Here is a 24,577-nt window from a genome sequence, read left to right as displayed (position 1 = left end):
CGGGCGCTAGCGGGCGGCCGGTACGGCCTCGCCCGCGTCGCCGATCAGGTCGGCCCCTTCCGGCGGCACGAAGCGGAACTGGGCGCGATCGAGCTGCGGGTCGGACTGCAATCGGGTGAACACGATCTGCGTGGACTGGCCGAAGTTGTCACGCATCTCCATGCGCCGCAGCTGGCCGTCGGAGAGTCCGATGCGCACCGACTCGAAGCCGCTGTCGGCGCGCCGGGGTTGCGCCTCGACCCAGCTCAGGCCCCCGCTGGCACCGCCCTCGCTGAGCGCGAAGGCATCGTCGATCGCGTCCTTGCCGAACAGGATCGCCGCCGGCGTGGCGCCGAGCGCATCGCCGATCCGCTGCACGGTGACCTGGTTGAGGTCGCGATCCCAACTCCACAGCCGCTCGCCGTCACCCACCAGCAACTGCTGGTAGGGACGCTGGTATTCCCAGCGGAACTGACCCGGCCGCGCGAAGCTGAAGTTGCCCGCTGCATGCTGCGGCTTACGCCCGGAGCTGGCGATCACCGTCTGCTCGAATTCCCCCTGCGCGCTCTGCGTGGCGGCGACGAAGCGGCGCAACTGCTCCACCCCATCGGCGGCCAGCGCGGCAGTGCTCGCCAGCGTGGCGAGCGCCAGCCCCGCAAGCGTCCTTGCGCCTCTTACGGCGCCGCGGCGCCCTGCTCCGAACTTCATTCAGTCTCCTTGGCGGGAACGATCACTTCCCGGTTGCCGTTGCTGCCCATGGAGGATACGAGCCCGGAACGCTCCATTTGTTCGATCAGGCGGGCGGCGCGGTTGTAACCAATCCTGAGATGGCGCTGCACCAGCGAGATCGAGGGCCGGCGCGTCTTGAGCACGACCTCGACCGCCTGGTCGTAGAGCGGATCGGCCTCGTCGTCGCCGCCCTCGGCGAGCACCGCCTCGAGATCGTCCTCGGCCGACTCGAGCACGCCATCGACATAGTCGGGCTCGCCGAGCGCCTTCAGGTGGTCGACCACCTTGTGCACCTCGCCGTCGGACACGAAGGCGCCATGCACCCGTACCGGCAGACCGGTGCCCGGCGGCAGGTAGAGCATGTCGCCCATGCCGAGCAGGGTCTCTGCGCCCATCTGGTCGAGGATGGTGCGCGAATCGATCTTGGACGAAACCTGGAACGAGATCCGCGTCGGCACGTTGGCCTTGATCAGGCCGGTGATGACGTCCACCGAAGGCCGCTGGGTGGCGAGGATCAGGTGGATGCCCGCGGCGCGCGCCTTCTGCGCGAGGCGGGCGATCAGCTCCTCGACCTTCTTGCCCGCCACCATCATCAGGTCGGCGAGCTCGTCGACGATGACCACGATGTAGGGCAGCGGCTCGAGCGGCTCGGGATTCTCCGGGCGGATCGAGAACGGGTTGGTCAGCGGCTGCTCGGCCTTGCGCGCCTCGATCACCGCCTTGTTGAAGCCCGCGAGATTGCGCACGCCGGTCGCCGCCATCAGCTTGTAGCGCTTGTCCATCTCGGTCACGCACCAGTTCAGCGCGTTGGCCGCGTGCTTCATGTCGGTGACGACCGGCGCCAGCAGATGGGGGATGCCCTCGTAGATCGACAGCTCGAGCATCTTGGGGTCGACCATGATCAGCCTGACCCGCTCCGGCTCGCTCTTGTAGATCAGCGAAAGGATCATCGCGTTGATACCGACCGACTTGCCCGAGCCGGTGGTACCGGCCACCAGCAGGTGGGGCATCTTGGCGAGGTCGGCCACCACCGGCTGGCCGCCGATGTCCTTGCCGAGCACGACCGTCAGCGGCGAGCTGGCCTCCTGATAGGCGCGCGAGCCGATGATTTCGGACAGGCGGACCATCTGCCGCTTGGCATTGGGCAATTCGAGCGCCATGCACGACTTGCCCGGCACCGTCTCCACCACGCGGATCGACACCATCGACAGCGCGCGCGACAGATCCTTGGCGAGGTTCACCACCTGGCTGCCCTTGACCCCGGTGGCCGGCTCGATTTCGTAACGGGTGATGACCGGCCCCGGATAGGCGGCGATCACCTTGACCTCGACGCCGAAGTCGCCGAGCCGCGTCTCGATCAGGCGCGAGGTGTATTCCATCGCCTCGGCGGAGGGCGGCTCTAGGTCGACCGAGGGGGCGTCGAGCAGGACCAGCGGCGGGATCGCACCCTCGCCCGCATCACTGAACACCAGCGGCTGCTGACGCTGTCGCCCGCCACGCGCGGGCTTGCGCGCCTCGGCAGCATGCGGTTCGGGGAAGGCGGGTGCGGCGGGATCGGCTTCGCGCACCGTCGTCTCGCCCCCGCTCGGCTCGCCACGCGACGGCTTTGCCCGCACCGCCGGTGCTGGCGCGGCGCGTTGCGTCGGCGGCACCGCCTGCGCCTCGGCGGCCTTGCTGCGGCGACGGCCATCCACTGCGGCGTCGCGCTTGCTCTGCTGCTCGCGGCCTGCCCTGCGCTCCTGCCATGCCCGCCAGAGCTGTTGCAGCCCCCCGATGGCCCGTTCGATCGCGAAGCCGATACGCTCGGTCAGTGCGAGCCAGGAGATCCCGGTAAACAGCGACAACCCGGACGTGATGAGCGCCAGCAGCAGCAGCGTACCGCCGAGATAGCCGAAGTAGCGCTGCATCAGGAGGCCGAGCTCCATGCCGAGCAGGCCGCCCGGCTCGAGCGGGATCGCCGCGCCATGGTCGTGAAAGCGCAGGTATTCGAGGGCACTGCTGGTCAGCAGCACGACGAGGAAGCCGGCGAAGACGAAGAAGAAGGAGCGCCGATCGAGCACCACCCGGTTCTTGAGCCGGCGGAAGCCCCACAGCAGGCCGTAGCCGAGGAAGACGACCCACCACCAGGCTGATACCCCGAAAAGGTAAAGCAGGAGGTCGGCCAGCCAGGCGCCGAAGCGACCGCCCGGGTTGGCGACGCGCGCCACTTCGGCAGCGTGCGACCACCCGGGGTCGCCCTTGCTGTAGCCGAGCAGGATGATGCCGACGTAGAGGGACATGACGCCGAGGATCAGCCAGCGCGCTTCCTGCAGCAGGAGGGAGATCTTTTCGGGAAGGGGCTGGGAACGGGAGGAACGAGACTGCATCGTGGAACGGCCATGAAGCCGGGATGAGACAAGGCGCGATTATAAGCGATTGCCCGCGCCTTCACCGGCCCGCCTCGCACCGCGACACAAACCGAGACCCAGGGGCGCGCCACCGCGCCCGGTGGCTCAGATCTGGCCGAGGCGCTCGCAGAGCACGATCCCGGCCGGCGTCTCGGCGATCAGCCCCTGGTTGCTGAGGTCCTTCATCACCCGGCTCACCATCTCGCGCGATGCGCCGATCATCCGCGCGATGTCCTGCTTGGAGATCTTGCGCACGACGACGGTCTTGCCGTCCACCTCCTCCGCCATGTCGATCAGCAGGCGCGCGACGCGGCCGTAGACGTCCATCAGCGCCAGGCTCTCGATCTTGCGGTCGGCGTTGCGCAGGCGCTCGGCGAGGTTGGTCATGATCCGCCAGGCGATCTCGAAGTTTTCCTGCAGGATGCGACGGAACTCCTGCTTGGCGATCACCACGAGGTCGGAAGGCATCACCGCGGTCACCGAAGCCGAGCGCGGCTGCTCGCCGAACATGCTCATTTCTCCGAACAGTTCGCCCTGTCCCAGGATGGAGAGGATCACTTCGCGCCCGTCCTCGTCACTGACGATCACCTTGAGACTGCCGGTGAGCACGAAGTACACGAAGTCGGAATGATCGCCCTCGCGCACGACCGACTGGTTGCGGGGGATGCGGCGCATCATCGCGACTCGCGCGATGGCTGCCAGTTCGTCTTCCGGCAAACCCTGAAAAAGCGGAAAGGTCTTCAGCGCGATCGTTGACACGGCGGCGGACTGACTCATGGGGACTCCGGAAAACGGTTGGGCGCGAAGGGCCGGAAGCTTCGATGGGATCGTGAACAAGTATAAACGATACGTATCCGCGCGCCGTGCCGCGTGGATCCCCAGGCCACGCCTCCAGCGGCGATAGACTGCGTCCATCGGGCAGATTGCCGGGTACGCATTTCCGCTCGGCTATAATGCCGCACGTCCTCAAACCGCCGGATATGCGCTCCATGACCACCAAACACGCCCGCCTGCTGATCCTCGGTTCCGGCCCCGCCGGTTATACCGCCGCAGTCTATGCCGCTCGCGCGAACCTGAACCCGGTGCTGATCACCGGCATCGCCCAGGGCGGCCAGCTGATGACGACGACCGATGTCGACAACTGGCCCGCCGACGCCGACGGCGTGCTCGGCCCCGACCTGATGACCCGCTTCCAGAAGCACGCCGAGCGCTTCAATACCGAGATCGTGTTCGACCATATCCACACCGTCGCGCTGCAGGAGCGGCCCTTCCGCCTCGAGGGCGACAGTGGCAGCTACACCTGCGACGCGCTGATCGTCGCCACCGGGGCGAGCGCGATGTATCTCGGCCTGCCCTCGGAGGAAAAGTTCATGGGCCGCGGCGTCTCCGCCTGCGCGACCTGCGACGGTTTCTTCTACCGCAAGCAGGAGGTGGCGGTGATCGGCGGCGGCAACACCGCGGTCGAGGAGGCGCTCTATCTCGCCAACATCGCCAGCAAGGTCACCCTGGTGCACCGCCGCGACAAGTTCCGCGCCGAGAAGATCCTGGTCGACAAGCTGATGCAGCGGGTGGCGGAGGGCCGCATCGAGCTCGCGCTCGAGTCGGTGCTCGACGAGGTCCTTGGTGACGACAGCGGCGTGACCGGGATGCGCATCAAGGACGTCAACACCGGCACGACCCGCGACGTAGCACTGAAGGGCGTGTTCGTGGCGATCGGCCACCGGCCCAACACCGAGCTCTTCAAGGGCCAGCTCGAGATGGACGCCACCGGCTACCTTATCACCCAGGGCGGCCGCGACGGCAAGGCGACCCAGACGAGCATTCCGGGCGTGTTCGCCGCCGGCGACGTGCAGGACCACGTGTATCGTCAGGCGGTGACCTCCGCCGGCACCGGCTGCATGGCGGCGCTCGACGCCGAGCGCTACCTGGACGCGCTCGCCGGCTGAAGCGATGCGCAAGTCGAACCGCAGGCCTGCCGCCGGACACCCCTTCGCCGCCTTGCGCGAATGGAAGGCCGGCGCACGGTCGGCGACCGGCGCGCCCCCAAGCAAGGCGGCAGGGACGAAGGCGGCGGACCCGAAGTCGGCGGAGCAGGAAGCGGGGGTCGATGTCGCCGAGCACGAACTCTTCCTCAAGGCGGTCGGCGCGGTGCGTCCGATCGACGACGGCGACCGGGCGCTGATCGAGCGCCCCCGCCCCGCGCCGTTACCCCGGTCGCGGGCGGACGAGGCGCAGGACGAACGGACGCCCGCGCGCAAACCGGTCGACCCTCTGCGCGCCGCCTATGCGGACGTGACGCCCCTGCGCGACAGCGGCCGCATCGAGCTGTTGCCCGCCAGCCGCAACCGGCCTGCGCGTGGCGACGGGCCGCTGCTGCATGGCGGTGATTTCGCCGAGGCGGTCGACGTCGCCTGGGCGACCCTGCCGCCGGAAGTCGACCGTGCCGATCCGGGCGCGCTGTTCCGCCACATGACGCGCGGTGCGAAACCCATCGACGACCGCAACCGGGTCGCGCTCGAGGTACCACCCCCGCTGCCGGTGCCGCTCAAGCACGAGGCGGACGAGCGTGCCGCGCTCGACGAGTCGCTGTCGGCACCATTCACCCTCGAGGACCGGCTCGAGACGGGGGACGAGACCGCCTTCCTGAGGCCGGGCCTGCCGCGCCGCATCCTCACCGACCTTCGTCGCGGCCGATGGACGCTGCAGGGGCAGCTCGACCTTCACGGACTCAATCGCGACGAGGCCCGCACCGCCCTCACCCAATACCTGAGCGCCAGCCTGCAGCGCGGCGACCGCTTCATTCGGGTGATCCACGGTAAAGGCAATGGCTCGCCCGGCCGCTTCTCGGTGCTCAAGGAGTTGTCGCGCGGCTGGCTCGCCCAACGCGAGGAAATCCTCGCGTTCTGTCAGGCAGGACCACACGACGGCGGTGCCGGCGCCCTGCTGGTGCTGATGCGGGCGCAGAAGCCAATGGCGCGCCCCTAGACTCGCTCAGATCGCTTCCTCATTGGTCTCGCCGGTGCGGATGCGGACGACCTGCTCGATCGGCATCACGAAGATCTTGCCATCGCCGATCTTGCCAGTGTGGGCGGCCTTTACGATCGCCTCAAGCGCCTGCTCGACCATGTCGTCGGTGAGCACGATCTCGATCTTGATCTTGGGCAGGAAATCCACCACGTACTCGGCGCCCCGATAGAGCTCGGTATGCCCTTTCTGGCGACCGAACCCCTTCACCTCCGTGACGGTGAGGCCCGCGATGCCGACTTCGGACAACGCCTCGCGCACCTCGTCCAGCTTGAAGGGCTTGATGATGGCCTCGACTTTCTTCATCCACATCTCCTCGTAGGCGGAACGATTCAGAACTCGTCCTGGTAACGGGATGTTATCGGATAACGCCAGTCCCTGCCGAAGGCACGCTGGGTCACGCGGATCCCGACCGGGGCCTGACGACGCTTGTACTCGTTGCGCTTGAGCAGGGAGACAGTACGCCTGACGTCCGACTCCGGGTAGCCGGCGGCGATGATCTCGCGCGGCGACTCGTCGCGCTCCATGTAGGCCTCTATGATCGGGTCGAGCACGTCGTAGGGCGGCAGGCTGTCCTGATCCTTCTGGTCCGGCCGGAGCTCGGCGGACGGCGGGCGGTCGATGATGTTCCGCGGAATTACCGGACTCACCGAATTGCGCCAGTTCGCGAGTCGGTACACGAAGGTCTTGTAGAGATCCTTCAGCACTGCGAAACCGCCCGCCATGTCGCCGTAGAGGGTCGCGTAGCCGGTCGCCATCTCGCTCTTGTTGCCGGTCGTCAGCACGATCCAGCCGGTCTTGTTGGACAGCGCCATCACCAGCATGCCGCGGATTCGGGCCTGCAGGTTTTCTTCGGTGGCGTCGGGCGTCAGGCCGGCGAAGAAGGGGTCGAGCAGCCCGGCAAAGGTCTGCATCGCCGGCTCGATCGCGATGACGTCGTGGCGCACGCCGAGCCGTTCGGCCATCTCGAGCGAATCGTCGAGGCTCATCTGCGCGGTGTAAGGAGAAGGCATCATCACCGTGCGGACCCGCTCGGAGCCGAGCGCATCGACCGCCACAGCCAGCGTCAGGGCGGAATCCAGGCCACCGGAGAAGCCGATGATCACGCCCGGGAAACGGTTCTTTTCGAGGTAGTCTCGCACCCCGGTCTTGAGCGCCTCGTAGACCTCGGCCTCGAGCAGGCGCGGACGGGCGTGGATCTCCGAATGCCAGGCGTGGCCCTGGTAGCGCACTATGTCGACCGTCTCCTCGAAGGATGCCCCCTGATAGGCGAGCCGGCCGTCGCGGTCGAGCGCGAACGAAGCGCCGTCGAAAACGAGCTCGTCCTGACCCCCTACCATGTTGCAGTAAAGCACCGGGAGCCGGATCTCGCTCACGCGGTCGCGCAGCACCTGGACGCGCACGCGCTGCTTGTCCATGTGGTAGGGCGAAGCGTTCAGTGCGAGCAGCAGCTCCGCACCCGCCTCGCGCGCGGCTGCGCTCGGCGCGGGCTCCCACAGGTCGGCACAGATCGTCACGCCGATGCGGTAGCCACAGTGCTCGAATACGCACGGCGCATCGCCGGGCTCGAAGTAGCGCTCTTCGTCGAACACCTCGTAGTTCGGCAGCAGATGCTTCCGATATTCGGCGATCACCGTCCGGTCTCGGATCACCGTCGCCATGTTGTACCAGCTTCCACTGACCTCGCCCGGATGGCCCACGACCACACACAGGCCTTCGGTCGCCTCGACGATGCGGCCCAGTTCGCGCGCGCAGGCGCGGTAGAAGTCCGGCCGCAGCAGGAGATCCTCCGGCGGGTAACCCGACAGCGCAAGTTCGGGGGTGAGCAGGATGTCGCCGCCAGCCGCGCGTGCCTCGCCGCAGGCAGCGATGATGCGGTCGGCGTTGCCGGCGAGGTCGCCCACGATCAGGTTCAACTGAGCGACGGCAACGGTAAGCGGAGGTTTGTGCATGGTGTCCATGGAGCGGAACTATACCGCTTCGCCGCGTGCAGGGTGCAGCCCTGGAAAGCTGCGCGATCGACCCACAGCCGACGGGGGAAAGCCTGTGGATGAGCGGTGAGCAGCGCTTGCAAGTGCCCGTCGGGTGAGCGTAAGGTCGCACTGCACAAAAATGCGGCAGCCGCCGCCCTGCCTCCCCGACGCCATGATCCAGCGAAACGGTTTTCTCCTCCTCGATGCGATCGCCGAAGTTCCCGCCGCTGCCTGGGACGCCCTGCACGATGGCCAGCCCTGCACCCGGCACGCCTTTCTCGAACTGCTCGAGCGCAGCGGCTGTGTCGGCCCGCGCACCGGCTGGCTGCCGCACCACGCCACACTCTGGCGGAACGGAACGCTCGTGGCGGCGATGCCGCTCTACGAGAAGCACCACTCCTTCGGCGAATATGTGTTCGACTGGGCGTGGGCCGAGGCTTACGAGCGCGCGGGCCTCGACTACTACCCGAAGTGGGTCGCGGCCATCCCGTTCACGCCGGTGCCGGGCGCCCGGCTGCTGGCCGCTGACGGTGACGCCCGCCGGCGCCTGCTCGACGAGGTGCTCGCGCTCGCCGCGCGCACTGGCTGGTCGTCCTTCCATCTCCTGCTGCCCCGGGTGGAAGAGACCTCCGTGCTGGTGGATGCCGGCCTGATGCTGCGGCGCGGTGTGCAGTTTCACTGGGAGAACCGTGGCTACGGGGTCTTCGCGGACTTTCTCGCTGCGCTCAATCACGCCAAGCGCAAGAAGATCCGCCAGGAGCGCAGCCGCGCGGGTGCCCACGGCCTGACGACGCGATGGCTGGACGGTGGCGAGGCGATGCCGGCCGACTGGCGCTTCTTCTACCGCTGCTACGCGCGCACCTACGCCCTCCACCGCTCAACGCCCTACCTCAGCGAAGACTTCTTCGTCGAACTCGCCCGCAACATTCCCGAGGCGGTGCGCCTGCTGATCGCCGAGCGCGACGGCCTCCCGGTCGCTGCAGCCTTCTTCCTGTGCGACCGGGAGGCGCTCTACGGGCGCTATTGGGGCGCACAGGAGGATCTCCCCTTCCTGCACTTCGAGCTCTGCTACTATCAGGCGATCGAGTACTGCATCGCGCAGGGACTGCAGCGCTTCGAAGGTGGCGCCCAGGGTGAGCACAAGCTGTCGCGCGGACTGTTGCCGGTGGAGACCTGCTCAGCCCACTGGATCGCCGATGCGCGCTTCCGCGACGCGGTCGACCGCTACCTCGCGCGCGAGCGCGACGGCATCGGCTTCTATCTGGATGAACTGGAAGAGCGTTCGCCCTTCCGCGCCACAAGCCGCTCGGCGCCGCACTCAGCGCGAGGCGCGCAGGACAGGGAGCGCGAGGAATAGCGCGGAGATCGTCTTGCCGTCCGTGATGCGCCCGTCGTGGACCGCTGCCTCGGCCTCGTCCACTGCGAGGCTGAGCACCTCGAGGAACTCCCCTTCGTCCCATTCGTGGCCGACCGCCTCCAGCCCGCGCGCGAGGAAGATCTCGATGCGTTCGTCCGAATAGCCGATGCAGGGATGCATCACCCCCAGGTGCTCCCACTCGCAGGCGGTGTAGCCGGTCTCCTCGCGCAGCTCGCGTTGCGCGCACGCGAGAACGGGCTCGCCCGGATCGATCTTGCCGGCGGGCAGTTCGAGGAAGGCCCGGCCGAGCGGATAGCGGAACTGGCGTTCGAACACCAACCGGCCGTCGGGCAGGCTGGCGACGACCACGACCGCTCCGGGGTGGCGGATGTACTCGCGACGCGCCTCGCGCCCGTTTGGCAGCCGCACCCGGTCACACTGCACCTTGAGCAGCGCGCCGTCGAACATCAGCTCGCCCTCGAGCGCGGTTTCCGACAGCGGATCGGAGGGGTCTCCCGTCCGCGGCTTCATCGACCTACAGCGAGGCGAGCAGCGCGTAGGCGCACAGCGACATCAGGGCCTGCGGCGCGATCCCGAGCGCGGCGATCGCCAGACCGTTCGCCGACAGCAGCACGCGAACCTCGGCGGGCGCTGCCTTCAGCGGCGAGGTGTCGACCGGGGCGTCGAAGTACATCACCTTGACCACCCGCAGGTAGTAGAAGGCGCCGATCACCGACATCACGACGGCTACGACCGCCAGCCAGAAGTAGTTCGCCGCGACGACCGCCTGCAGCACCGACAGCTTGGCGAAGAAGCCGACGAAGAACGGAATGCCCGCCATCGAGAACATCACGAACATCATCATCGCCGCGAACCACGGGCTGCGCTTGTTGAGCCCCTTGAAGTCGTCGATGTTCTCGGCCTCGAAACCGGCGCGCGAAAGCAGGATCACCATGCCGAAGGACGCGAGGCTCATCAGCACGTAGGAGACGGCGTAGAACATCGCGGAGCTGTAGGCATTGAGCGCGAAGTGCCGATCGCCCTCGACCACCCCGGCGAGCAGGCCGAGCAGCACGAAGCCCATGTGCGAGATGCCCGAGTAGGCGAGCATGCGCTTGATGTTCTGCTGCGCGATCGCGGCGAGGTTGCCGAGCACGATCGAGGCCACCGCGACCAGCATGAGCATGGTCTGCCACTGCTCGGCGAGGTCGAACAGCGCCCAGATCAGCAAGCGCACCGCGAGCGCGAAGGCCGCCAGCTTGGGCGCCGCCGCGATCACCATCGTCACCGCGGTCGGTGCACCCTGATAGACGTCCGGCACCCACATGTGGAAGGGCACGACGCCGAGCTTGAAGCAGATGCCCGACACCAGGAACACCAGGCCGAACACCAGTACGGTCTCGTTCGCCGCCTGGTTGTGGATCGACTGCGCGATGCCGGAGAACTCGAGCGAACCGGTCGCACCGTACACCATCGACATCCCGTACAGGAGCAGGCCGGAGGCGAACGAGCCGAGGACGAAGTACTTCATCGCCGCCTCGGTCGAACGCACCGACTCGCGGTCGAAGGCCACCATCGCATAGAGCGCGAGCGACATCATCTCGAGTCCGAGGTACATCGGCAGCATGTGGTTGGCGGTCACCATCACCATCATGCCGAGCGTCATCAGCAGCGCGAGCAGGTAGTACTCGGGCTTGTCGATGTTGCGGTCGTTCAGGTAACCACGGCCATAGACCAGCGCCGCCGCCATCGAGAAGTAGATGAGCAGTTTGAGGAAGTCGCCCATCAGGTCGCCGACGAAGAGATTGTTGAAGGTGTAGACCACCTCCCCCTGCATCGTGAAGATGGTGATGAAGGCCGCCGCGATCAGCGTGAGCTGGGTCAGCGTGTAGGCGAGGCCGCGCGCGATCGGCCGGGCGAAGGTGCTCGCCAGCATGATCACCAGAGCCATCACGGCAACGAAGATCTCGGCCGCTGCGGGGTAGAAGTCGGGTACGACGAAGTTCATCTTCTGACCAGTCCGTTAAGTGTCTCGTCTGCGCTAGAGGCCGTGGCCAGGCTCAGAGCTTGCTCACGGCGACATGCCGCAGGAGTTCATCCACCGAGGCGTGCATCACTTCGGCGAACGGGAAGGGATAGAGGCCCATGCCGAGCACGCACAGTGCCAGGACGAGCAGGAAGGCGAACTCGCGGCCGTTGATGTCCTCGAGTTCGGCGACGTGCGGATTCGTGACCTTCCCGAACACCACCCGCTTGTACATCCAAAGGGTGTAGGCGGCACCGACGATGATCGTCGTCGCGGCGGCGAAGGCGATCCAGAAGTTGTACTCGACCGCGCCCAGCACGACCATGAACTCGCCGACGAAGCCCGAAGTGCCCGGCAGGCCGGCATTGGCCATCGCGAACAGCATGAAGAAGGTCGCGAACTTCGGCATGCGATGCACCACGCCACCGTAATCGGCGATCTCGCGCGAATGCATGCGGTCGTAGAGCACGCCGATGCAGAGGAACATCGCGCCTGAGACGAAACCGTGCGAGATCATCTGGATCAGCGCGCCCTCGATGCCAAGCGTGTTGAACATGAAAAAGCCGAGCGTCACGAAGCCCATGTGCGCGATCGACGAGTAGGCCACCAGCTTCTTCATGTCGGTCTGCACGAGGGCGACGAAGCCGATGTAGATCACCGCGATGAGCGACAGTGCGATCACGTAGGGCGCGAGTTGCTGGGCCGCATCGGGCACGATCGGCAGCGAGAAGCGCAGGAAGCCGTAGGCACCGAGCTTCAGCGCGATCGCCGCCAGCACCACCGAACCGCCGGTGGGCGCCTCGACGTGGGCATCAGGCAGCCAGGTATGCACGGGCCACATCGGCACCTTCACCCCGAACGCGATCAGGAAGGCGAGGAAGACCAGGATCTGCGGCTGGATCGCGAGCGGCACCTGATGCCAGTCGAGGATGCTGAAGCTGCCGCCCGACTCCATGAACAGGTACAGGAGCGCGATCAGCATCAGCAGCGAGCCGAACAGCGTGTAGAGGAAGAATTTGATCGCCGCATAGACCCGGTTGGGTCCGCCCCACACGCCGATGATCAGGTAGAGCGGGATCAGCGAGGCTTCGAAGAAAACGTAGAACAGCACGCCGTCGAGCGCGGAGAAGATCCCGTTCATCAGCCCGGACATGATCAGGAAGGCAGCCATATATTGACCCACCTTGTCCTGGATCACCTGCCAGCCGGCCACCACCACGATGATCGTGATGAAGGCGTTGAGCAGCACGAACAGCACCGAGATGCCGTCGACGCCGAGGTGATAGTTGATGTTGAAGCGCGGCACCCAGGACGAGAGCTCCTGGAACTGCATCGCGCTCGTACCGGGGTCGAAGCCGGTGTAGAGCGGGATGGTCACGGCAAAGCCAGCGATGGCCACCGCCAGGGCGAGCATGCGCGCCAGCGGGGCGTTGCGGTCCGAACCGGTCGCGAGCACCAGCAGCCCGCCGATAATCGGTACCCAGATCGCCAGACTGAGGAAGGGAATGTCCGTCATCGTTGCTTTCCGTTGATTGCGCCGCGTGCGGCGCGTTCGATCTTGTTATTCATCCGTCCCTGAACGTGTGTCATCTGCTTAGCCGCGGTTGAACCAGAAGGTCAGCAGGATGAACACGCCGATGATCATGGTGAAGGCGTACTGGTAGATGTAGCCCGACTGGAACAGTCGCGAGATCTGCGCCACCCAACCCACCAGCCGTGCCGAGCCATTGATGATCACACCGTCGATCAGGCCGCGGTCGCCCCCCTTCCACAAGCCCTTGCCGAGCAGCAGCGAGCCACCGGCGAAGAAGATCTCGTTGAAGCGGTCGAAGAAGTACTTGTTCTCCAGCAGGGCGTGGATCGGCTTGAACGTGCGCTGGATCGCCGCCGGAATGTCGGGGCGCTTCATGTAGAAGAACCAGGACAGCGCGACGCCGGCGAGCGCGAGCCAGAAGGGGGCGGTCTGCAGGCCGTGCAGCGCCATCGCGACCGGGCCATGGAAGTTCGCGGCGAGCTCCCTCAGCCCGACGTGGTTGTCGCCGACGAAGATCACGTCCTTGAACCAGTCGCCGAACAGCATCGGCTCGATGGTCAAGTAGCCGATCACCACCGAAGGGATCGCGAGCAGGATCAGCGGGAGCGTCACCACCCACGGCGACTCGTGCGGCTTTTGCCCCGGCGCGAGGCCGTGATGATGGTCGGCCGACGGCTCCTCGTCGTCATGGTCGCCGTGGTGCTCGTGGTGCTCGTGCGCCTTGCCGAAGCGTTCCTCGCCGTGGAACACGAGGAAGTACATGCGGAACGAGTAGAAGGCAGTGATGAACACCCCCAGCAGCACGCAGAACAGTGCATAGCCGGCGCCCGGGATGGTGGACGCGTGGACCGCCTCGATGATCGAGTCCTTAGAGTAGAAACCGGAGAAGAAGGGGAAGCCGATCAGCGCGAGCGAGCCGAGCAGCGAGGTGATCCAGGTGATCGGCATGTACTTTCGCAGACCGCCCATGTTCCGCATGTCCTGGTCGTGGTGCATGCCGATGATGACCGAGCCGGCGCCGAGGAACAGCAACGCCTTGAAGAACGCGTGCGTCATCAGGTGGAACACCGCGGCGGAATAGGCCGATACGCCGAGCGCGACCGTCATGTAGCCGAGCTGGGAGAGGGTCGAGTAGGCTACAACGCGCTTGATGTCGTTCTGCACGATGCCGAGGAAGCCCATGAACAGCGCGGTGGTCGCGCCGATCACCAGCACGAAGGAGAGCGCGGTGTCGGACAGTTCGAACAGCGGCGACATCCTCGCCACCATGAAGATGCCAGCGGTCACCATGGTCGCGGCGTGGATCAGCGCCGAGATCGGGGTCGGGCCTTCCATCGAGTCGGGCAGCCAGACGTGCAGCGGCACCTGGGCGGACTTGCCCATCGCGCCGATGAACAGGCAGATGCAGATCGCGGTCAGCAACGGCCAGCCGGTGTAGGCCATCTCGGCCCCCGCCAGCGCGTCGGCCTTGGCGAACACTTCGACGTAGTCGAGGCTGCCCGCGTAGGCGACGATGAGGCCGATGCCGAGCAGGAAGCCGAAGTCGCCGACGCGGTTGACCAGGAAGGCCTTCATGTTGGCGTAGATCGCGGTCGGACGCTCGTACCAGAAACCGATCAGCAGGTAGGACACCAGGCCCACGGCTTCCCAGCCGAAGAACAGCTGCATGAAGTTGTTCGCCATCACCAGCATCAGCATGGAGAAGGTGAACAGCGAAATGTAGCTGAAGAAGCGCTGGTAGCCCGGGTCTTCCGCCATGTAGCCGATGGTGTAGATGTGCACCATCAGGGAAACGAAGGTCACCACGAGCATCATCATCACGGTCAGCGAGTCGATGAGGAAGCCGACCTCGAAGTTGATGCCCCCCGACTGCAGCCAGGTATAGACCGTGCCGTTGAAGGTGTTGCCCGCAGCCACGTCCTGGTAGATCACCACCGAGGCGACGAAGGCCACCGCCACGCCGAGGATGGTGACGATGTGCGCACCGGTGCGGCCGATCAGGCGGCCGAACAGACCGGCCAGAATCGCCCCGGCGAGCGGCGCCAGGGGCACGAGGAGATAGAGCTTCTGCATGTCCGTCATCGCGACGCGTCCTTAACCCTTGAGGCTGCCGAGATCATCCACGTGGATCGAGCGCAGGTTGCGGAACAGGATGACGATGATCGCCAGGCCGATTGCCGCCTCCGCCGCTGCCACGGTGAGGATGAAGAAAACGAATACCTGCCCGGCGATGTCACCGAGATAGTGCGAGAAAGCGATGAAATTCATGTTGACCGCGAGCAGCATCAGCTCGATGGCCATCATCAGGACGATCAGGTTCTTCCGGTTGAGGAAGATCCCGACCACGCTGATCGCGAACAGGATCGCGCCCAGGATGAGGTAATGGGAAAGCGAAAGCATCTGTGACTCCCTGATCGCGCCGGCTCGCGCCGGCGCGGTTCTTGTTCGCGCGGCTTCTTATTCCTTCTCGGCCGGCATCTTCAGCACTTCGATCCGGTCCTTGGCACGCACCGAGACCTGCGCCGCGGGGTCGAGGTACCTCACGCCCTTGCGCTTGCGCAGGGTCAGGGTCACCGCGGCGACCATCGCCACCAGCAGCACCAGCGCAGCGAGCTCGAAGGCATAGACGTAGTCGGTATAGAGCACCAGCCCGAGTTCGCGGGTGTTGCTGTAGCTGGCATCGACCGGCGCCGGCGTCGGCATCTCGTCAAGGCCGAAGTAGCTTCCGCCCAGCACCATCACCATCTCGACGAGCAACAGCACACCGACCAGGGCGCCCACCGGGAGGTAGCTCCAGAAGCGCTCCCGCAAGCGGTCGAGGTTGATGTCGAGCATCATCACGACGAAGAGGAAAAGCACCATCACCGCGCCGACGTACACCAGCACCAGGACCACCGCGAGGAACTCCGCCTGCAGCAGCAGCCAGATGCCGCCCGCGCTGAAGAAGGTCAGCACGAGGAACAGCGCCGCATGCACCGGGTTTCGCACGGTGATGACGCGCAGGGCCGCCAGCAGCATCACCGCGGACAGAAAGTAGAAGACGAAGGTCTTGAATTCCATGTTCTCGAATGTGGCGCGCGAGCGCCCTCCCTTATCGGTACTTCGCGTCCTGTGCGCGGTCGGCCGCGATCTGGGCCTCGTGGCGATCGCCCACCGCCAGCAGCATCTGCTTGGTGTAGTAAAGGTCGCCCCGCTTCTCGCCGTGATACTCCAGCACCCTTGTTTCGACGATCGCATCGACCGGGCAGGCTTCCTCGCAGAAGCCGCAGAAGATGCACTTGGTCAGGTCGATGTCATAGCGGCTGGTTCGGCGTGAGCCATCCTCCCGCTGCTCCGACTCGATCGTGATCGCCATCGCGGGGCACACCGCCTCGCAGAGCTTGCAGGCGATGCAGCGTTCCTCGCCGTTCGGGTAGCGACGCAGTGCATGCAATCCGCGGAAGCGGTTACTCTGCGGCGTCTTCTCCTCCGGGAACTGCACGGTGATCTTACGGGCGAAGAAATGTCGCCCGGTCACCGCCATGCCCTTGAAGAGTTCCTTGAGGAACAGGCTACCGATCAGATCCTTGGCACCCATGATGACTTCTTACCTCCAGATCGACAGCGGGGACATCATCCACACCGCCACCACGAACACCCAAGTGAGGGTGATGGGGATGAACACCTTCCAGCCGAGCCGCATGATGTGGTCGTAGCGGAAGCGCGGGAAGGTCGCTCGCGCCCACAGGAACAGGAACAGGAAGAACGCGGTCTTGAGCACCAGCCAGTGGAAGCCGTCGGGCAGGAAGCCCACCGGCGACAGCCAGCCGCCGAGGAACAGCAGCGCGGTCAGCATCGACACCAGGATCATGTTCGCGTACTCGCCGAGGAAGAACAGCGCGAACGCCATGCCAGAGTACTCGACCATATGGCCCGCGACGACCTCCGCCTCGCCCTCGACCACGTCGAAGGGCGCGCGGTTGGTCTCGGCGATGCCCGAGATCACGTAGACCACGAACATCGGTAACAGCGGCAACCAGTTCCACGACAGGAAGCCGAGGCCCATGTCGGCAAAGCGGCCAGAGCCCTGCGAATTCACGATGTCGGTAAGGTTGAGGCTGCCTGCGATCAAGAGCACGCAGATCAGCGCGAAACCCATCGAGACCTCGTACGACACCATCTGCGCCGATGCGCGCATCGCGCCGAGGAAGGGGTATTTCGAGTTCGACGCCCAGCCGGCGATCAGCACACCGTAGACTTCGACCGACATGATGGCCAGCAGGAACAGCAGACCCGCGTTGATGTTGGCCAGGACGAAGCCGTCGTCGAAGGGAATCACCGCCCAGGCCGCCAGCGCCGGCGCCAGGGCGAGGATCGGGCCGAGGATGTACAGGCCCTTGCTCGCTCCGCTGGGGACGATGACCTCCTTGAACATCAGCTTGAGGCCGTCCGCGATCGGCTGCAGCAGGCCCGCGGGGCCCACGCGGTTCGGGCCGATGCGGACCTGCATGTAGCCGATCACCTTGCGCTCGGCGAGCGTCAGGTAGGCGACGGCGAGCATCAGCGGCGCGATGATCGCGACGATCTTGAGCAGCGTCCAGACCACCGGCCAGGCGGGGCCGAACAGCTCGGCGACGGGTTGCAGCATCGACTCCATCAGACACGCTCCACGCTGAGTTGACCGCTCATCGCGCCGAGCGCCGCGGTGGTGGCATGGGCCGCCGCCACCCGCACGCAGTTGGGCGCCAGACCATCGTCGGCCACCGCCACCAGTTCGACGCCTTCGCCGCTCGCGGCGGCGACACGCACGCGCTGGCCCGAGGCGACACCGAGCGCGGCGAGGGTAACCGGCGCGATGCGCGCCACCGGGACCGCAGCGTCACGGGTCTTCTGCAGGGACGGCGCACGTCGCACGATCGGGTCGGCGAAGTAGATCGGAACGTCGGCGACGCGCTCGAGCACGTCCGACGCGGCCGCGTGGCTGGCAACAATGACACCGTCGATCGCGTTGTCGAGACGCTCCTCGACGCCGGCACCGAGCGCATCGGCACGCACCGCTTCCGAATCGGCGTAGTCGAAGCCCTCGAGTCCGAGGAGGTTACCCAGCACCCGCAGCACCTTCCAGCCCGGGCGGGTCTCGCCCTGCGGACGAGCGACCGCGGCGAAGCTCTGCGCCCTGCCCTCGCAATTGACGAAGGTGCCCGAGGTCTCGGTGAAGGGGGCAATCGGCAGCATGACGTCGGCCGACTCGCGCAGCGAAGCGCTGTCGAAGGCGCTCAGGGCCACGACCAGTTGCGCGCGACCGAGCGCGGCGGTGGTGGCGACCGGATCGGCGAAATCGAGATCGGGTTCGGCGCCGACCAGGATGTAGGCCTTGCGGCCCTGCTCGATCATCGCGCCGGCGTTGAGACCGCCCGTCTGCGGCAGCGCGCCGGCGAGATAGCCGCCCACCTCGTTCGCTGCGCTGCCGATGAAGCCGGCGGTGCCGCCGCTCAGACGGGCGAGTTCCTGTGCCAGCGCCTGCAATTCGGCCGCACGCGGATGGCCGGCGACGAGGCTGCCGAGCCACACCGCGGTCTTCTGTCCTCCGGCAAGGGCCACGGCAATCGCACGCGCCTCGTCGGACACCCGGGTCGGCAGTCCGCTCGCGAACGCGCCGCCGACGGGCACACCCTTTTCCGCGGCGAGCGCGGCGACGACCTCGGCGAGAGTCTCTACCATCATCGAGGGCGCGACCAGCGCGCGCTGGCGCACCGGGATCAGCCATTCCTCGGCGTTGGGGCCAAGCGCGCTGACCTGCAGGCCGCGCTTGGCGGCCTGACGGACGCGTTGCGCGAGCAAGGGCGCATCCTTGCGCAGGAAGCTGCCGACCACCAGCAGACGGTCGAGTTCGCCGACCTCGGCGACCCGCATGCCCAGCCAGGGCGCGCCGGCGCGCTTGCCGTCTGCGCGGAAGTCCTGTTGGCGCAGGCGGAAGTCGACATTGTCGGAGCCGATGCCGCGCATCAGCTTCTGCAGCAGGTAAAGCTCCTCGACGGTGGCATGCGGCGAGGCCAGCGCGCCGATCGCGGCGGCGTCGTAATCCTCGGCGATGCCGCGCAGGCCGTTGGCGACGAACTCGAGCGCCGCCTGCCAGTCGACTTGTTTCCACTCCGCGCCCTGCTTGATCATCGGCGCGGTCAGTCGCTGGTCGCCGTTGAGCGCTTCGTAGGAGAAGCGGTCCTTGTCGGACAGCCAGCATTCGTTGAGCGATTCGTTGTCGTAGGGCAGCACGCGCTTTACCACGTCGTGCTTGGTCTGGACGATCAGGTTCGAGCCGAGCGAATCGTGAGGGCTCACCGAGCGGCGGCGCGACAACTCCCAGGTACGGGCCGCGAAGCGGAAGGGCTTGGAGGTGAGGGCACCGACCGGACAGAGGTCGATGATATTGCCCGAGAGTTCGGAATCGACCGTCTTCTCGATGAAGGGCATGATCTCGGCGTGTTCGCCGCGGAAAGCCTGGCCGAGTTCCATCTCGCCCGCGATTTCCTGGGTGAAGCGCACGCAGCGGGTGCAGTTGATGCACCTCGTCATGTCGGTCGACACCAGGGGACCGAGGTTCTTGTTGAAGACGACGCGCTTCTCTTCCTGATAGCGCGAACCGCTCGCGCCGTAGCCGACCGCGAGGTCCTGCAACTGGCATTCGCCGCCCTGGTCGCAGATCGGGCAGTCGAGCGGATGGTTGATGAGGAGGAACTCCATCACCCCCTTCTGCGCCTTCACCGCCGCCTCGGAATGGGTCCACACCTTCATGCCGTTGGTGACCGGGGTCGCGCAGGCCGGCAGCGGTTTGGGCGCCTTCTCGACCTGCACCAGGCACATGCGGCAGTTGGCCGCGATGGACAATTTCTTGTGGTAGCAGAAGTGCGGGATGTAGGTGCCGGCAACCGCGGCTGCATCCATCACGGTGCTGCCGTCGGCAACCTGGACCTGCTTGCCGTCGATTTCGATCTCTAGCATGACGGGCTCACGTAGATTTGACTGCCAGCGCGCTGCACTTCGGGCGGCACGAGGCACTTCTTGTTTTCGATGTGGTATTCGAACTCGGCGCCGAAGTGCTTGACGAAGCTCTGCACCGGCATCGAGGCGGCATCGCCCAGGGCGCAGATGGTGCGGCCCATGATGTTGGCGGTGACCGAGTTGAGCAGGTCGAGATCGTCGGGCCGGCCGAGGCCGTGCTCGATGCGATGGACCACGCGGTAAAGCCAACCCGTGCCTTCGCGACAGGGCGTGCATTGGCCGCAGGATTCCTCGAAGTAGAAGTAGGACAGGCGCTCGAGTGCCTTCACCATGCAGGTCGTCTCGTCCATCACGATGACCGCGCCCGAGCCCAGCATCGAGCCGGCCTTGGAGATGGAGTCATAGTCCATCGTGCAGTCCATCATGACGTCGCCCGGCAGCACCGGGGCCGAGGAGCCGCCCGGGATCACTGCCTTCAGCTTGCGGCCGCCGCGCATGCCGCCGGCCATCTCGAGCAGCTCGGCGAACGGCGTGCCGAGGGTGACCTCGTAGTTGCCCGGACGATTGACGTGGCCGGAAACCGAGAACAGCTTGGTGCCGCCGTTGTTCGGCTTGCCCAGGTTCAGGAAGCCCTCCCCGCCCATGTTCAGGATGAAGGGCACGGAGGCGAAGGTCTCGGTGTTGTTGATCGTGGTCGGCTTGCCATACAGGCCGTAGCTCGCTGGGAAGGGGGGCTTGAAGCGCGGCTGACCCTTCTTGCCCTCGATCGACTCGAGCAGCGCGGTTTCCTCGCCACAGATGTAGGCGCCGTAGCCGTGATGGGCGAAGAGTTCGAACGAGAAGTCGGAACCGAGGATGTTCTGGCCGACGAAACCGGCGGCGCGTGCCTCGTCGAGCGCTTCCTCGAAACGCTGGTAGATCTCGAAGATCTCGCCGTGGATGTAGTTGTAGCCGCGCGTTGCACCCATCGCGTAGGCGGCGATCGCCATGCCCTCGATCACGCTGTGCGGGTTGAAACGCAGGATGTCGCGATCCTTGAATGTTCCCGGCTCGCCCTCGTCGGAGTTGCAGGCGAGGTACTTGTCGCCCGGGAAGTTGCGCGGCATGAAGCTCCACTTCAGCCCGGTCGGAAAGCCGGCGCCGCCACGGCCGCGGAGCACCGAGGTCTTCAGTTCGGCGATGATCGCGTCCTGCGAGGTCTTTTCGGCGATGATCTTCTTCAGCGCCGAATAGCCGCCGCGGGCCACGTAGTCCTGGAGCCGCCAGGTGCGGTCGCCGTCGGTTCCGGCGAGGATCAGTCCGTGCGCGCTCATTTCTTGTCCAGGTCGGCCAGCAGCTGGTCGATCTTGTCGGTGGTCATCCAGCTGCACATGTGATGATTGTTCACCAGCAGCACCGGGGCGTCCCCGCAGGCGCCCATGCACTCGCCTTCCTTCAGCGTGAACCTGCCGTCGGGCGTGGTCTCGTTAAAGTCGATGCCGAGCTTCTGCCTGACGTAGTCGGCCGCATGCACGCCGCCGGAGAGCGCGCACGGCAGGTTGGTGCACACGGTGATCTTGTGGCGGCCGACCGGCTCGAGGTCGTACATGTTGTAGAAGCTCGCCACCTCGTAGGCGGCGATCGCCGGCATCTCGAGGTAACGGGCGACGTATTCGATCGTCTCGCGCGACAGCCAGCCCTTCTCCACCTGCGCGATGCGCAATGCGGCCATCACGGCGGACTGCTTCTGATCCGCGGGGTACTTGGCGATCTCGCGATCGATCTGTTGCAGCGATTCCTGGCTCAGCATTTCGTTGTCGTCTTCCGTGTTGCCTGTCGTTCCTTCCACTCGTGGCGCATGAGGCCCCGCCTCAGCGGTCGATCTCGCCGAACACCACGTCCATCGTGCCGATGATCGCGACCACGTCGGCGATCATGTGGCCGCGGGCGATCTCGTCCATCGCCGCCAGGTGCGCGAAACCGGGAGCACGCAGCTTCAGGCGGTAAGGCTTGTTCGCGCCGTCCGATACCGCATAGACGCCGAACTCGCCCTTCGGATGTTCGACCGCGGCATAGACCTCGCCCGCCGGCACGTGCATGCCTTCGGTGAAGAGCTTGAAATGGTGGATCAGCTCCTCCATGTTGCTCTTCATCTTCTCGCGCGAGGGCGGCGCCACCTTGTGGTTGTCGGTGATCACCGGCCCCGGGTTGGCGCGCAGCCAGTCGATGCACTGGCGGACGATGCGGTTCGACTGGCGCATTTCTTCCATCCGGCACAGGTAACGGTCGTAGCAGTCGCCGTTCTTGCCCACCGGGATGTCGAAGTCGAGGCGGTCGTACACTTCGTAGGGCTGCTTCTTGCGCAGATCCCAGGCCACGCCCGATCCGCGCAGCATCGGGCCGGTGAAGCCCCAGCCGAGCGCCTGCTCCGGCGACACCACGCCGATGCCGACGGTACGCTGCTTCCAGATGCGGTTGTCGGTGAGCAGAGTCTCGTACTCGTCGACGCAGGCGGGGAAGCGATCGGTGAAGTCTTCGAGGAAGTCGAGCAGAGAGCCTTGGCGGTTGGCGTTGAGCTCCCCGACGGTCTTCGCGTTCTTGAAGCGATTGACCTCGTACTGCGGCATCCGGTCCGGCAGGTCACGATAGACGCCGCCCGGCCGGTAGTAGGCCGCGTGCATGCGCGCGCCCGACACCGCCTCGTAGGCATCCATCAAGTCCTCGCGCTCGCGGAAGGTGTACAGCACCATCGTCATCGCACCGATGTCGAGCGCGTGGGTACCGATGTTGAGCAGGTGGTTCAGGATGCGGGTGATTTCGTCGAACATCACCCGGATGTACTGGGCACGCAGCGGCACCTCGACCCCGAGCAGACGCTCGATCGCCATGCAGTAGGCGTGCTCGTTGCACATCATCGACACGTAGTCGAGCCGGTCCATGTAGGGCACGGACTGCACCCAGGTGCGCGTCTCGGCGAGCTTCTCGGTGCCGCGGTGGAGCAGACCGATGTGCGGATCGGCGCGCTCGACGACCTCACCGTCGAGCTCGAGCACGAGGCGCAGCACGCCGTGCGCGGACGGATGCTGGGGACCGAAGTTGATCGTGTAGTTGCGGATCTCAGCCATGGCCGACGTCCCCGTAGTTCTCTTCGCGCACGATGCGCGGGGTGTTTTCGCGCGGCTCGATCGTCACCGGCTGGTATACGACCCGCCCGACTTCGGGGTCGTAGCGCATCTCGACATAGCCCGAAACCGGGAAGTCCTTGCGGAACGGATGGCCGACGAAACCATAGTCGGTGAGAATCCGGCGCAGGTCGGGATGGCCGCTGTACATGATGCCGTACAGGTCGAAGGACTCGCGCTCGTACCAGTTGGCGCTCGGCCACAGCTCACATACCGAGTCGAGCACCGGGAAGGCGTCGTCGTCGGCGAAGACCTTGAGGCGCACCCGCCAGTTGTGGCGCACCGACAGCAGATGGGAGGCCGAGGCGAAGCGCCTGCCCCCCCACGCCTGGTTGCCATAGGCGGAATAATCCAGGCCGGAGATGTCGATCAACTGCTCGAAGTGCAGGTCCGCGTGGTCACGCAGGATGCCCGCGACGCGCAGGTAGTCGCTCGCGGCGACCTGGATCGTGACTTCCCCGCGATCGACGACCAGCGACTGCAGGGCGTCGCCGAAAACATCGCGCAGGATCAGGCTCAGTCGTTCTAGCTTCGCACTCATTTCTGTGGCACCTGTCAGCGCGCAATCGTGTTGGTGCGCTTGATCTTGTTCTGCAACTGGATGATGCCGTACAGCAGCGCTTCGGCCGTCGGCGGACAACCCGGCACGTAGACGTCGACCGGCACGATCCGGTCGCAGCCCCGCACCACAGAATACGAGTAGTGGTAGTAGCCACCGCCATTGGCGCACGAACCCATCGAGATCACCCAGCGCGGCTCGGCCATCTGGTCGTACACCTTGCGCAGCGCCGGTGCCATCTTGTTGCACAGGGTGCCGGCGACGATCATCAGGTCGGACTGACGCGGACTCGGGCGGAACACCACCCCGAAACGATCGAGGTCGTAGCGCGCGCAGCCCGCATGGATCATCTCGACGGCACAGCAGGCCAGCCCGAAGGTCATCGGCCACAGCGAGCCTGTGCGCGTCCAGTTGATTACCGCATCGAGCGAGGTGGTGACGAACCCCTCGCGAAAGACGCCCTCAATGCTCATGCATTACTCCCAGTCGAGTGCGCCGTTCTTCCACTCGACGATGTAACCGATAACCAGAATGGCCAGGAAGACCATCACCGAACCGAACACGAACCAGGCGACCTCACCCGCGGCGATGAACTCCTGGAAGACCGTTGCCCACGGGAAAAGGAAGGCAATCTCGAGATCGAACAGGATGAACAGAATGGCGATCAGATAGAAGCGGACGTCGAACTTCATGCGGGCGTCTTCAAACGCCTCGAAGCCGCATTCGTAGGGAGACAGCTTTTCGCCGTCGGGGCGATGGGGACCGAGCACGCGCCCGATGATGATTGGAACCAGGCCAAAACCCAGACCCACGAGGATGAACATCAGAACGGGAAAATAGCTTTCCAGCATGGCTCATACACCCCTTTTG

Annotated in this window: 23 protein-coding genes; 3 read left to right on the top strand and 20 right to left on the bottom strand. The window is 65.7% G+C overall.

Annotated elements, in window-relative coordinates; genetic code table 11:
• Positions 1-6 precede the first annotated feature (6 nt).
• The 3 genes from lolA to BB334_RS08460 all read right to left on the bottom strand — a co-directional run bounded on the left by lolA (position 7) and on the right by BB334_RS08460 (position 3,872).
• Complete coding sequence (gene lolA / locus BB334_RS08470) at positions 7-687, bottom strand: outer membrane lipoprotein chaperone LolA (RefSeq protein ID WP_068807103.1); 681 nt, start codon at positions 685-687, stop codon at positions 7-9.
• A complete protein-coding gene (locus BB334_RS08465; RefSeq protein ID WP_068807101.1) occupies positions 684-3,074 on the bottom strand; it encodes a DNA translocase FtsK in 2,391 nt (796 codons plus the stop codon). The genes lolA and BB334_RS08465 overlap by 4 nt, the downstream gene beginning before the upstream one ends.
• Positions 3,075-3,200: 126 nt before the next feature.
• The gene (locus tag BB334_RS08460; RefSeq protein WP_068807098.1) at positions 3,201-3,872 is read right to left on the bottom strand and encodes a Crp/Fnr family transcriptional regulator; all 672 of its coding nucleotides are present in this window, start codon (positions 3,870-3,872) and stop codon (positions 3,201-3,203) included.
• A gap of 212 nt (positions 3,873-4,084) precedes the next feature.
• Between BB334_RS08460 and trxB the strand changes: the two genes are divergently transcribed.
• Complete coding sequence (gene trxB, locus BB334_RS08455; RefSeq protein ID WP_068807095.1) at positions 4,085-5,041, top strand: thioredoxin-disulfide reductase; 957 nt, start codon at positions 4,085-4,087, stop codon at positions 5,039-5,041.
• A 4-nt stretch (positions 5,042-5,045) separates the two neighbouring features.
• Positions 5,046-6,080 (top strand): Smr/MutS family protein, encoded by a 1,035-nt coding sequence (locus tag BB334_RS08450; RefSeq protein ID WP_068807092.1) that lies wholly within the window; start codon positions 5,046-5,048, stop codon positions 6,078-6,080.
• A 6-nt stretch (positions 6,081-6,086) separates the two neighbouring features.
• On the opposite strand, the gene BB334_RS08445 is transcribed toward BB334_RS08450, so the two are convergent.
• Together BB334_RS08445 and BB334_RS08440 are read right to left on the bottom strand one after the other, a co-directional pair.
• Positions 6,087-6,425, bottom strand: coding sequence for a P-II family nitrogen regulator (locus BB334_RS08445; protein WP_068807089.1), 339 nt, complete (start codon positions 6,423-6,425; stop codon positions 6,087-6,089).
• A gap of 26 nt (positions 6,426-6,451) precedes the next feature.
• Positions 6,452-8,080, bottom strand: coding sequence for an NAD+ synthase (locus BB334_RS08440; protein WP_068807086.1), 1,629 nt, complete (start codon positions 8,078-8,080; stop codon positions 6,452-6,454).
• Between the two features lie 184 nt (positions 8,081-8,264).
• On the opposite strand from BB334_RS08440, the gene BB334_RS08435 reads away from it, so the two are divergent.
• Complete coding sequence (locus BB334_RS08435; RefSeq protein WP_068807956.1) at positions 8,265-9,449, top strand: GNAT family N-acetyltransferase; 1,185 nt, start codon at positions 8,265-8,267, stop codon at positions 9,447-9,449.
• On the opposite strand, the gene BB334_RS08430 is transcribed toward BB334_RS08435, so the two are convergent.
• From BB334_RS08430 to ndhC, 15 genes are all read right to left on the bottom strand, one after another.
• Complete coding sequence (locus tag BB334_RS08430) at positions 9,411-9,980, bottom strand: NUDIX domain-containing protein (RefSeq protein WP_068807082.1); 570 nt, start codon at positions 9,978-9,980, stop codon at positions 9,411-9,413. The two genes, BB334_RS08435 and BB334_RS08430, sit on opposite strands and share 39 nt — an antisense overlap.
• A 4-nt stretch (positions 9,981-9,984) precedes the next feature.
• Entirely contained in the window at positions 9,985-11,457 is a 1,473-nt protein-coding gene (nuoN, locus tag BB334_RS08425; protein WP_068807078.1) for an NADH-quinone oxidoreductase subunit NuoN, read from the bottom strand.
• A 52-nt stretch (positions 11,458-11,509) separates the two neighbouring features.
• Positions 11,510-12,991 carry an NADH-quinone oxidoreductase subunit M gene (locus tag BB334_RS08420; protein ID WP_068807076.1) on the bottom strand — a complete coding sequence of 494 codons (1,482 nt, stop codon included), beginning with the start codon at positions 12,989-12,991 and terminating at the stop codon, positions 11,510-11,512.
• Positions 12,992-13,069: 78 nt separating this feature from the next.
• On the bottom strand, positions 13,070-15,091 hold the full coding sequence (nuoL, locus tag BB334_RS08415) for an NADH-quinone oxidoreductase subunit L (RefSeq protein WP_068807073.1): 2,022 nt from the start codon (positions 15,089-15,091) through the stop codon (positions 13,070-13,072).
• A gap of 12 nt (positions 15,092-15,103) precedes the next feature.
• Positions 15,104-15,409 carry an NADH-quinone oxidoreductase subunit NuoK gene (gene nuoK / locus BB334_RS08410; protein WP_068807070.1) on the bottom strand — a complete coding sequence of 102 codons (306 nt, stop codon included), beginning with the start codon at positions 15,407-15,409 and terminating at the stop codon, positions 15,104-15,106.
• Between the two features lie 57 nt (positions 15,410-15,466).
• Positions 15,467-16,069 (bottom strand): NADH-quinone oxidoreductase subunit J, encoded by a 603-nt coding sequence (locus BB334_RS08405; protein WP_068807067.1) that lies wholly within the window; start codon positions 16,067-16,069, stop codon positions 15,467-15,469.
• A gap of 31 nt (positions 16,070-16,100) precedes the next feature.
• Complete coding sequence (gene nuoI, locus BB334_RS08400; protein ID WP_068807064.1) at positions 16,101-16,586, bottom strand: NADH-quinone oxidoreductase subunit NuoI; 486 nt, start codon at positions 16,584-16,586, stop codon at positions 16,101-16,103.
• 9 nt (positions 16,587-16,595) lie between these two features.
• A complete protein-coding gene (nuoH, locus tag BB334_RS08395) occupies positions 16,596-17,645 on the bottom strand; it encodes an NADH-quinone oxidoreductase subunit NuoH (RefSeq protein WP_068807061.1) in 1,050 nt (349 codons plus the stop codon).
• On the bottom strand, positions 17,645-19,987 hold the full coding sequence (gene nuoG, locus BB334_RS08390) for an NADH-quinone oxidoreductase subunit NuoG (RefSeq protein ID WP_068807058.1): 2,343 nt from the start codon (positions 19,985-19,987) through the stop codon (positions 17,645-17,647). Before nuoG ends, nuoH begins: the two co-directional genes overlap by 1 nt.
• Complete coding sequence (gene nuoF / locus BB334_RS08385; RefSeq protein WP_198531211.1) at positions 19,981-21,300, bottom strand: NADH-quinone oxidoreductase subunit NuoF; 1,320 nt, start codon at positions 21,298-21,300, stop codon at positions 19,981-19,983. Before nuoF ends, nuoG begins: the two co-directional genes overlap by 7 nt.
• On the bottom strand, positions 21,297-21,776 hold the full coding sequence (gene nuoE / locus BB334_RS08380; RefSeq protein ID WP_068807055.1) for an NADH-quinone oxidoreductase subunit NuoE: 480 nt from the start codon (positions 21,774-21,776) through the stop codon (positions 21,297-21,299). Before nuoE ends, nuoF begins: the two co-directional genes overlap by 4 nt.
• Positions 21,777-21,837: 61 nt before the next feature.
• Positions 21,838-23,091 carry an NADH-quinone oxidoreductase subunit D gene (locus tag BB334_RS08375; protein ID WP_068807052.1) on the bottom strand — a complete coding sequence of 418 codons (1,254 nt, stop codon included), beginning with the start codon at positions 23,089-23,091 and terminating at the stop codon, positions 21,838-21,840.
• Positions 23,084-23,689: an NADH-quinone oxidoreductase subunit C gene (locus tag BB334_RS08370; protein WP_068807049.1), complete on the bottom strand. Its 606-nt coding sequence runs from the start codon at positions 23,687-23,689 to the stop codon at positions 23,084-23,086. The genes BB334_RS08375 and BB334_RS08370 overlap by 8 nt, the downstream gene beginning before the upstream one ends.
• A 14-nt stretch (positions 23,690-23,703) precedes the next feature.
• The gene (locus tag BB334_RS08365; RefSeq protein ID WP_011238548.1) at positions 23,704-24,180 is read right to left on the bottom strand and encodes a NuoB/complex I 20 kDa subunit family protein; all 477 of its coding nucleotides are present in this window, start codon (positions 24,178-24,180) and stop codon (positions 23,704-23,706) included.
• A gap of 3 nt (positions 24,181-24,183) precedes the next feature.
• Positions 24,184-24,558: an NADH-quinone oxidoreductase subunit A gene (gene ndhC / locus BB334_RS08360; protein ID WP_068807046.1), complete on the bottom strand. Its 375-nt coding sequence runs from the start codon at positions 24,556-24,558 to the stop codon at positions 24,184-24,186.
• Positions 24,559-24,577: the final 19 nt, after the last annotated feature.

The organism is Thauera phenolivorans, assembly GCF_001696715.1.
Lineage (GTDB): Bacteria > Pseudomonadota > Gammaproteobacteria > Burkholderiales > Rhodocyclaceae > Thauera > Thauera phenolivorans.
Note: the sequence above shows the minus strand (reverse complement) of the source record. Positions and strands in the feature narration are given on the sequence as shown.

Excerpts from the sequence above, each read along its gene's own strand:
- lolA (WP_068807103.1), bottom strand. The coding sequence starts at position 687 with ATGAAGTTCGGAGCAGGGCGCCGCGGCGCCGTAAGAGGCGCAAGGACG.
- BB334_RS08465 (WP_068807101.1), bottom strand. The coding sequence starts at position 3,074 with ATGCAGTCTCGTTCCTCCCGTTCCCAGCCCCTTCCCGAAAAGATCTCC.
- BB334_RS08460 (WP_068807098.1), bottom strand. The coding sequence starts at position 3,872 with ATGAGTCAGTCCGCCGCCGTGTCAACGATCGCGCTGAAGACCTTTCCG.
- trxB (WP_068807095.1), top strand. The coding sequence starts at position 4,085 with ATGACCACCAAACACGCCCGCCTGCTGATCCTCGGTTCCGGCCCCGCC.
- BB334_RS08450 (WP_068807092.1), top strand. The coding sequence starts at position 5,046 with ATGCGCAAGTCGAACCGCAGGCCTGCCGCCGGACACCCCTTCGCCGCC.
- BB334_RS08445 (WP_068807089.1), bottom strand. The coding sequence starts at position 6,425 with ATGAAGAAAGTCGAGGCCATCATCAAGCCCTTCAAGCTGGACGAGGTG.
- BB334_RS08440 (WP_068807086.1), bottom strand. The coding sequence starts at position 8,080 with ATGGACACCATGCACAAACCTCCGCTTACCGTTGCCGTCGCTCAGTTG.
- BB334_RS08435 (WP_068807956.1), top strand. The coding sequence starts at position 8,265 with ATGATCCAGCGAAACGGTTTTCTCCTCCTCGATGCGATCGCCGAAGTT.
- BB334_RS08430 (WP_068807082.1), bottom strand. The coding sequence starts at position 9,980 with ATGAAGCCGCGGACGGGAGACCCCTCCGATCCGCTGTCGGAAACCGCG.
- nuoN (WP_068807078.1), bottom strand. The coding sequence starts at position 11,457 with ATGAACTTCGTCGTACCCGACTTCTACCCCGCAGCGGCCGAGATCTTC.
- BB334_RS08420 (WP_068807076.1), bottom strand. The coding sequence starts at position 12,991 with ATGACGGACATTCCCTTCCTCAGTCTGGCGATCTGGGTACCGATTATC.
- nuoL (WP_068807073.1), bottom strand. The coding sequence starts at position 15,091 with ATGACGGACATGCAGAAGCTCTATCTCCTCGTGCCCCTGGCGCCGCTC.
- nuoK (WP_068807070.1), bottom strand. The coding sequence starts at position 15,409 with ATGCTTTCGCTTTCCCATTACCTCATCCTGGGCGCGATCCTGTTCGCG.
- BB334_RS08405 (WP_068807067.1), bottom strand. The coding sequence starts at position 16,069 with ATGGAATTCAAGACCTTCGTCTTCTACTTTCTGTCCGCGGTGATGCTG.
- nuoI (WP_068807064.1), bottom strand. The coding sequence starts at position 16,586 with ATGGGTGCCAAGGATCTGATCGGTAGCCTGTTCCTCAAGGAACTCTTC.
- nuoH (WP_068807061.1), bottom strand. The coding sequence starts at position 17,645 with ATGGAGTCGATGCTGCAACCCGTCGCCGAGCTGTTCGGCCCCGCCTGG.
- nuoG (WP_068807058.1), bottom strand. The coding sequence starts at position 19,987 with ATGCTAGAGATCGAAATCGACGGCAAGCAGGTCCAGGTTGCCGACGGC.
- nuoF (WP_198531211.1), bottom strand. The coding sequence starts at position 21,300 with ATGAGCGCGCACGGACTGATCCTCGCCGGAACCGACGGCGACCGCACC.
- nuoE (WP_068807055.1), bottom strand. The coding sequence starts at position 21,776 with ATGCTGAGCCAGGAATCGCTGCAACAGATCGATCGCGAGATCGCCAAG.
- BB334_RS08375 (WP_068807052.1), bottom strand. The coding sequence starts at position 23,091 with ATGGCTGAGATCCGCAACTACACGATCAACTTCGGTCCCCAGCATCCG.
- BB334_RS08370 (WP_068807049.1), bottom strand. The coding sequence starts at position 23,689 with ATGAGTGCGAAGCTAGAACGACTGAGCCTGATCCTGCGCGATGTTTTC.
- BB334_RS08365 (WP_011238548.1), bottom strand. The coding sequence starts at position 24,180 with ATGAGCATTGAGGGCGTCTTTCGCGAGGGGTTCGTCACCACCTCGCTC.
- ndhC (WP_068807046.1), bottom strand. The coding sequence starts at position 24,558 with ATGCTGGAAAGCTATTTTCCCGTTCTGATGTTCATCCTCGTGGGTCTG.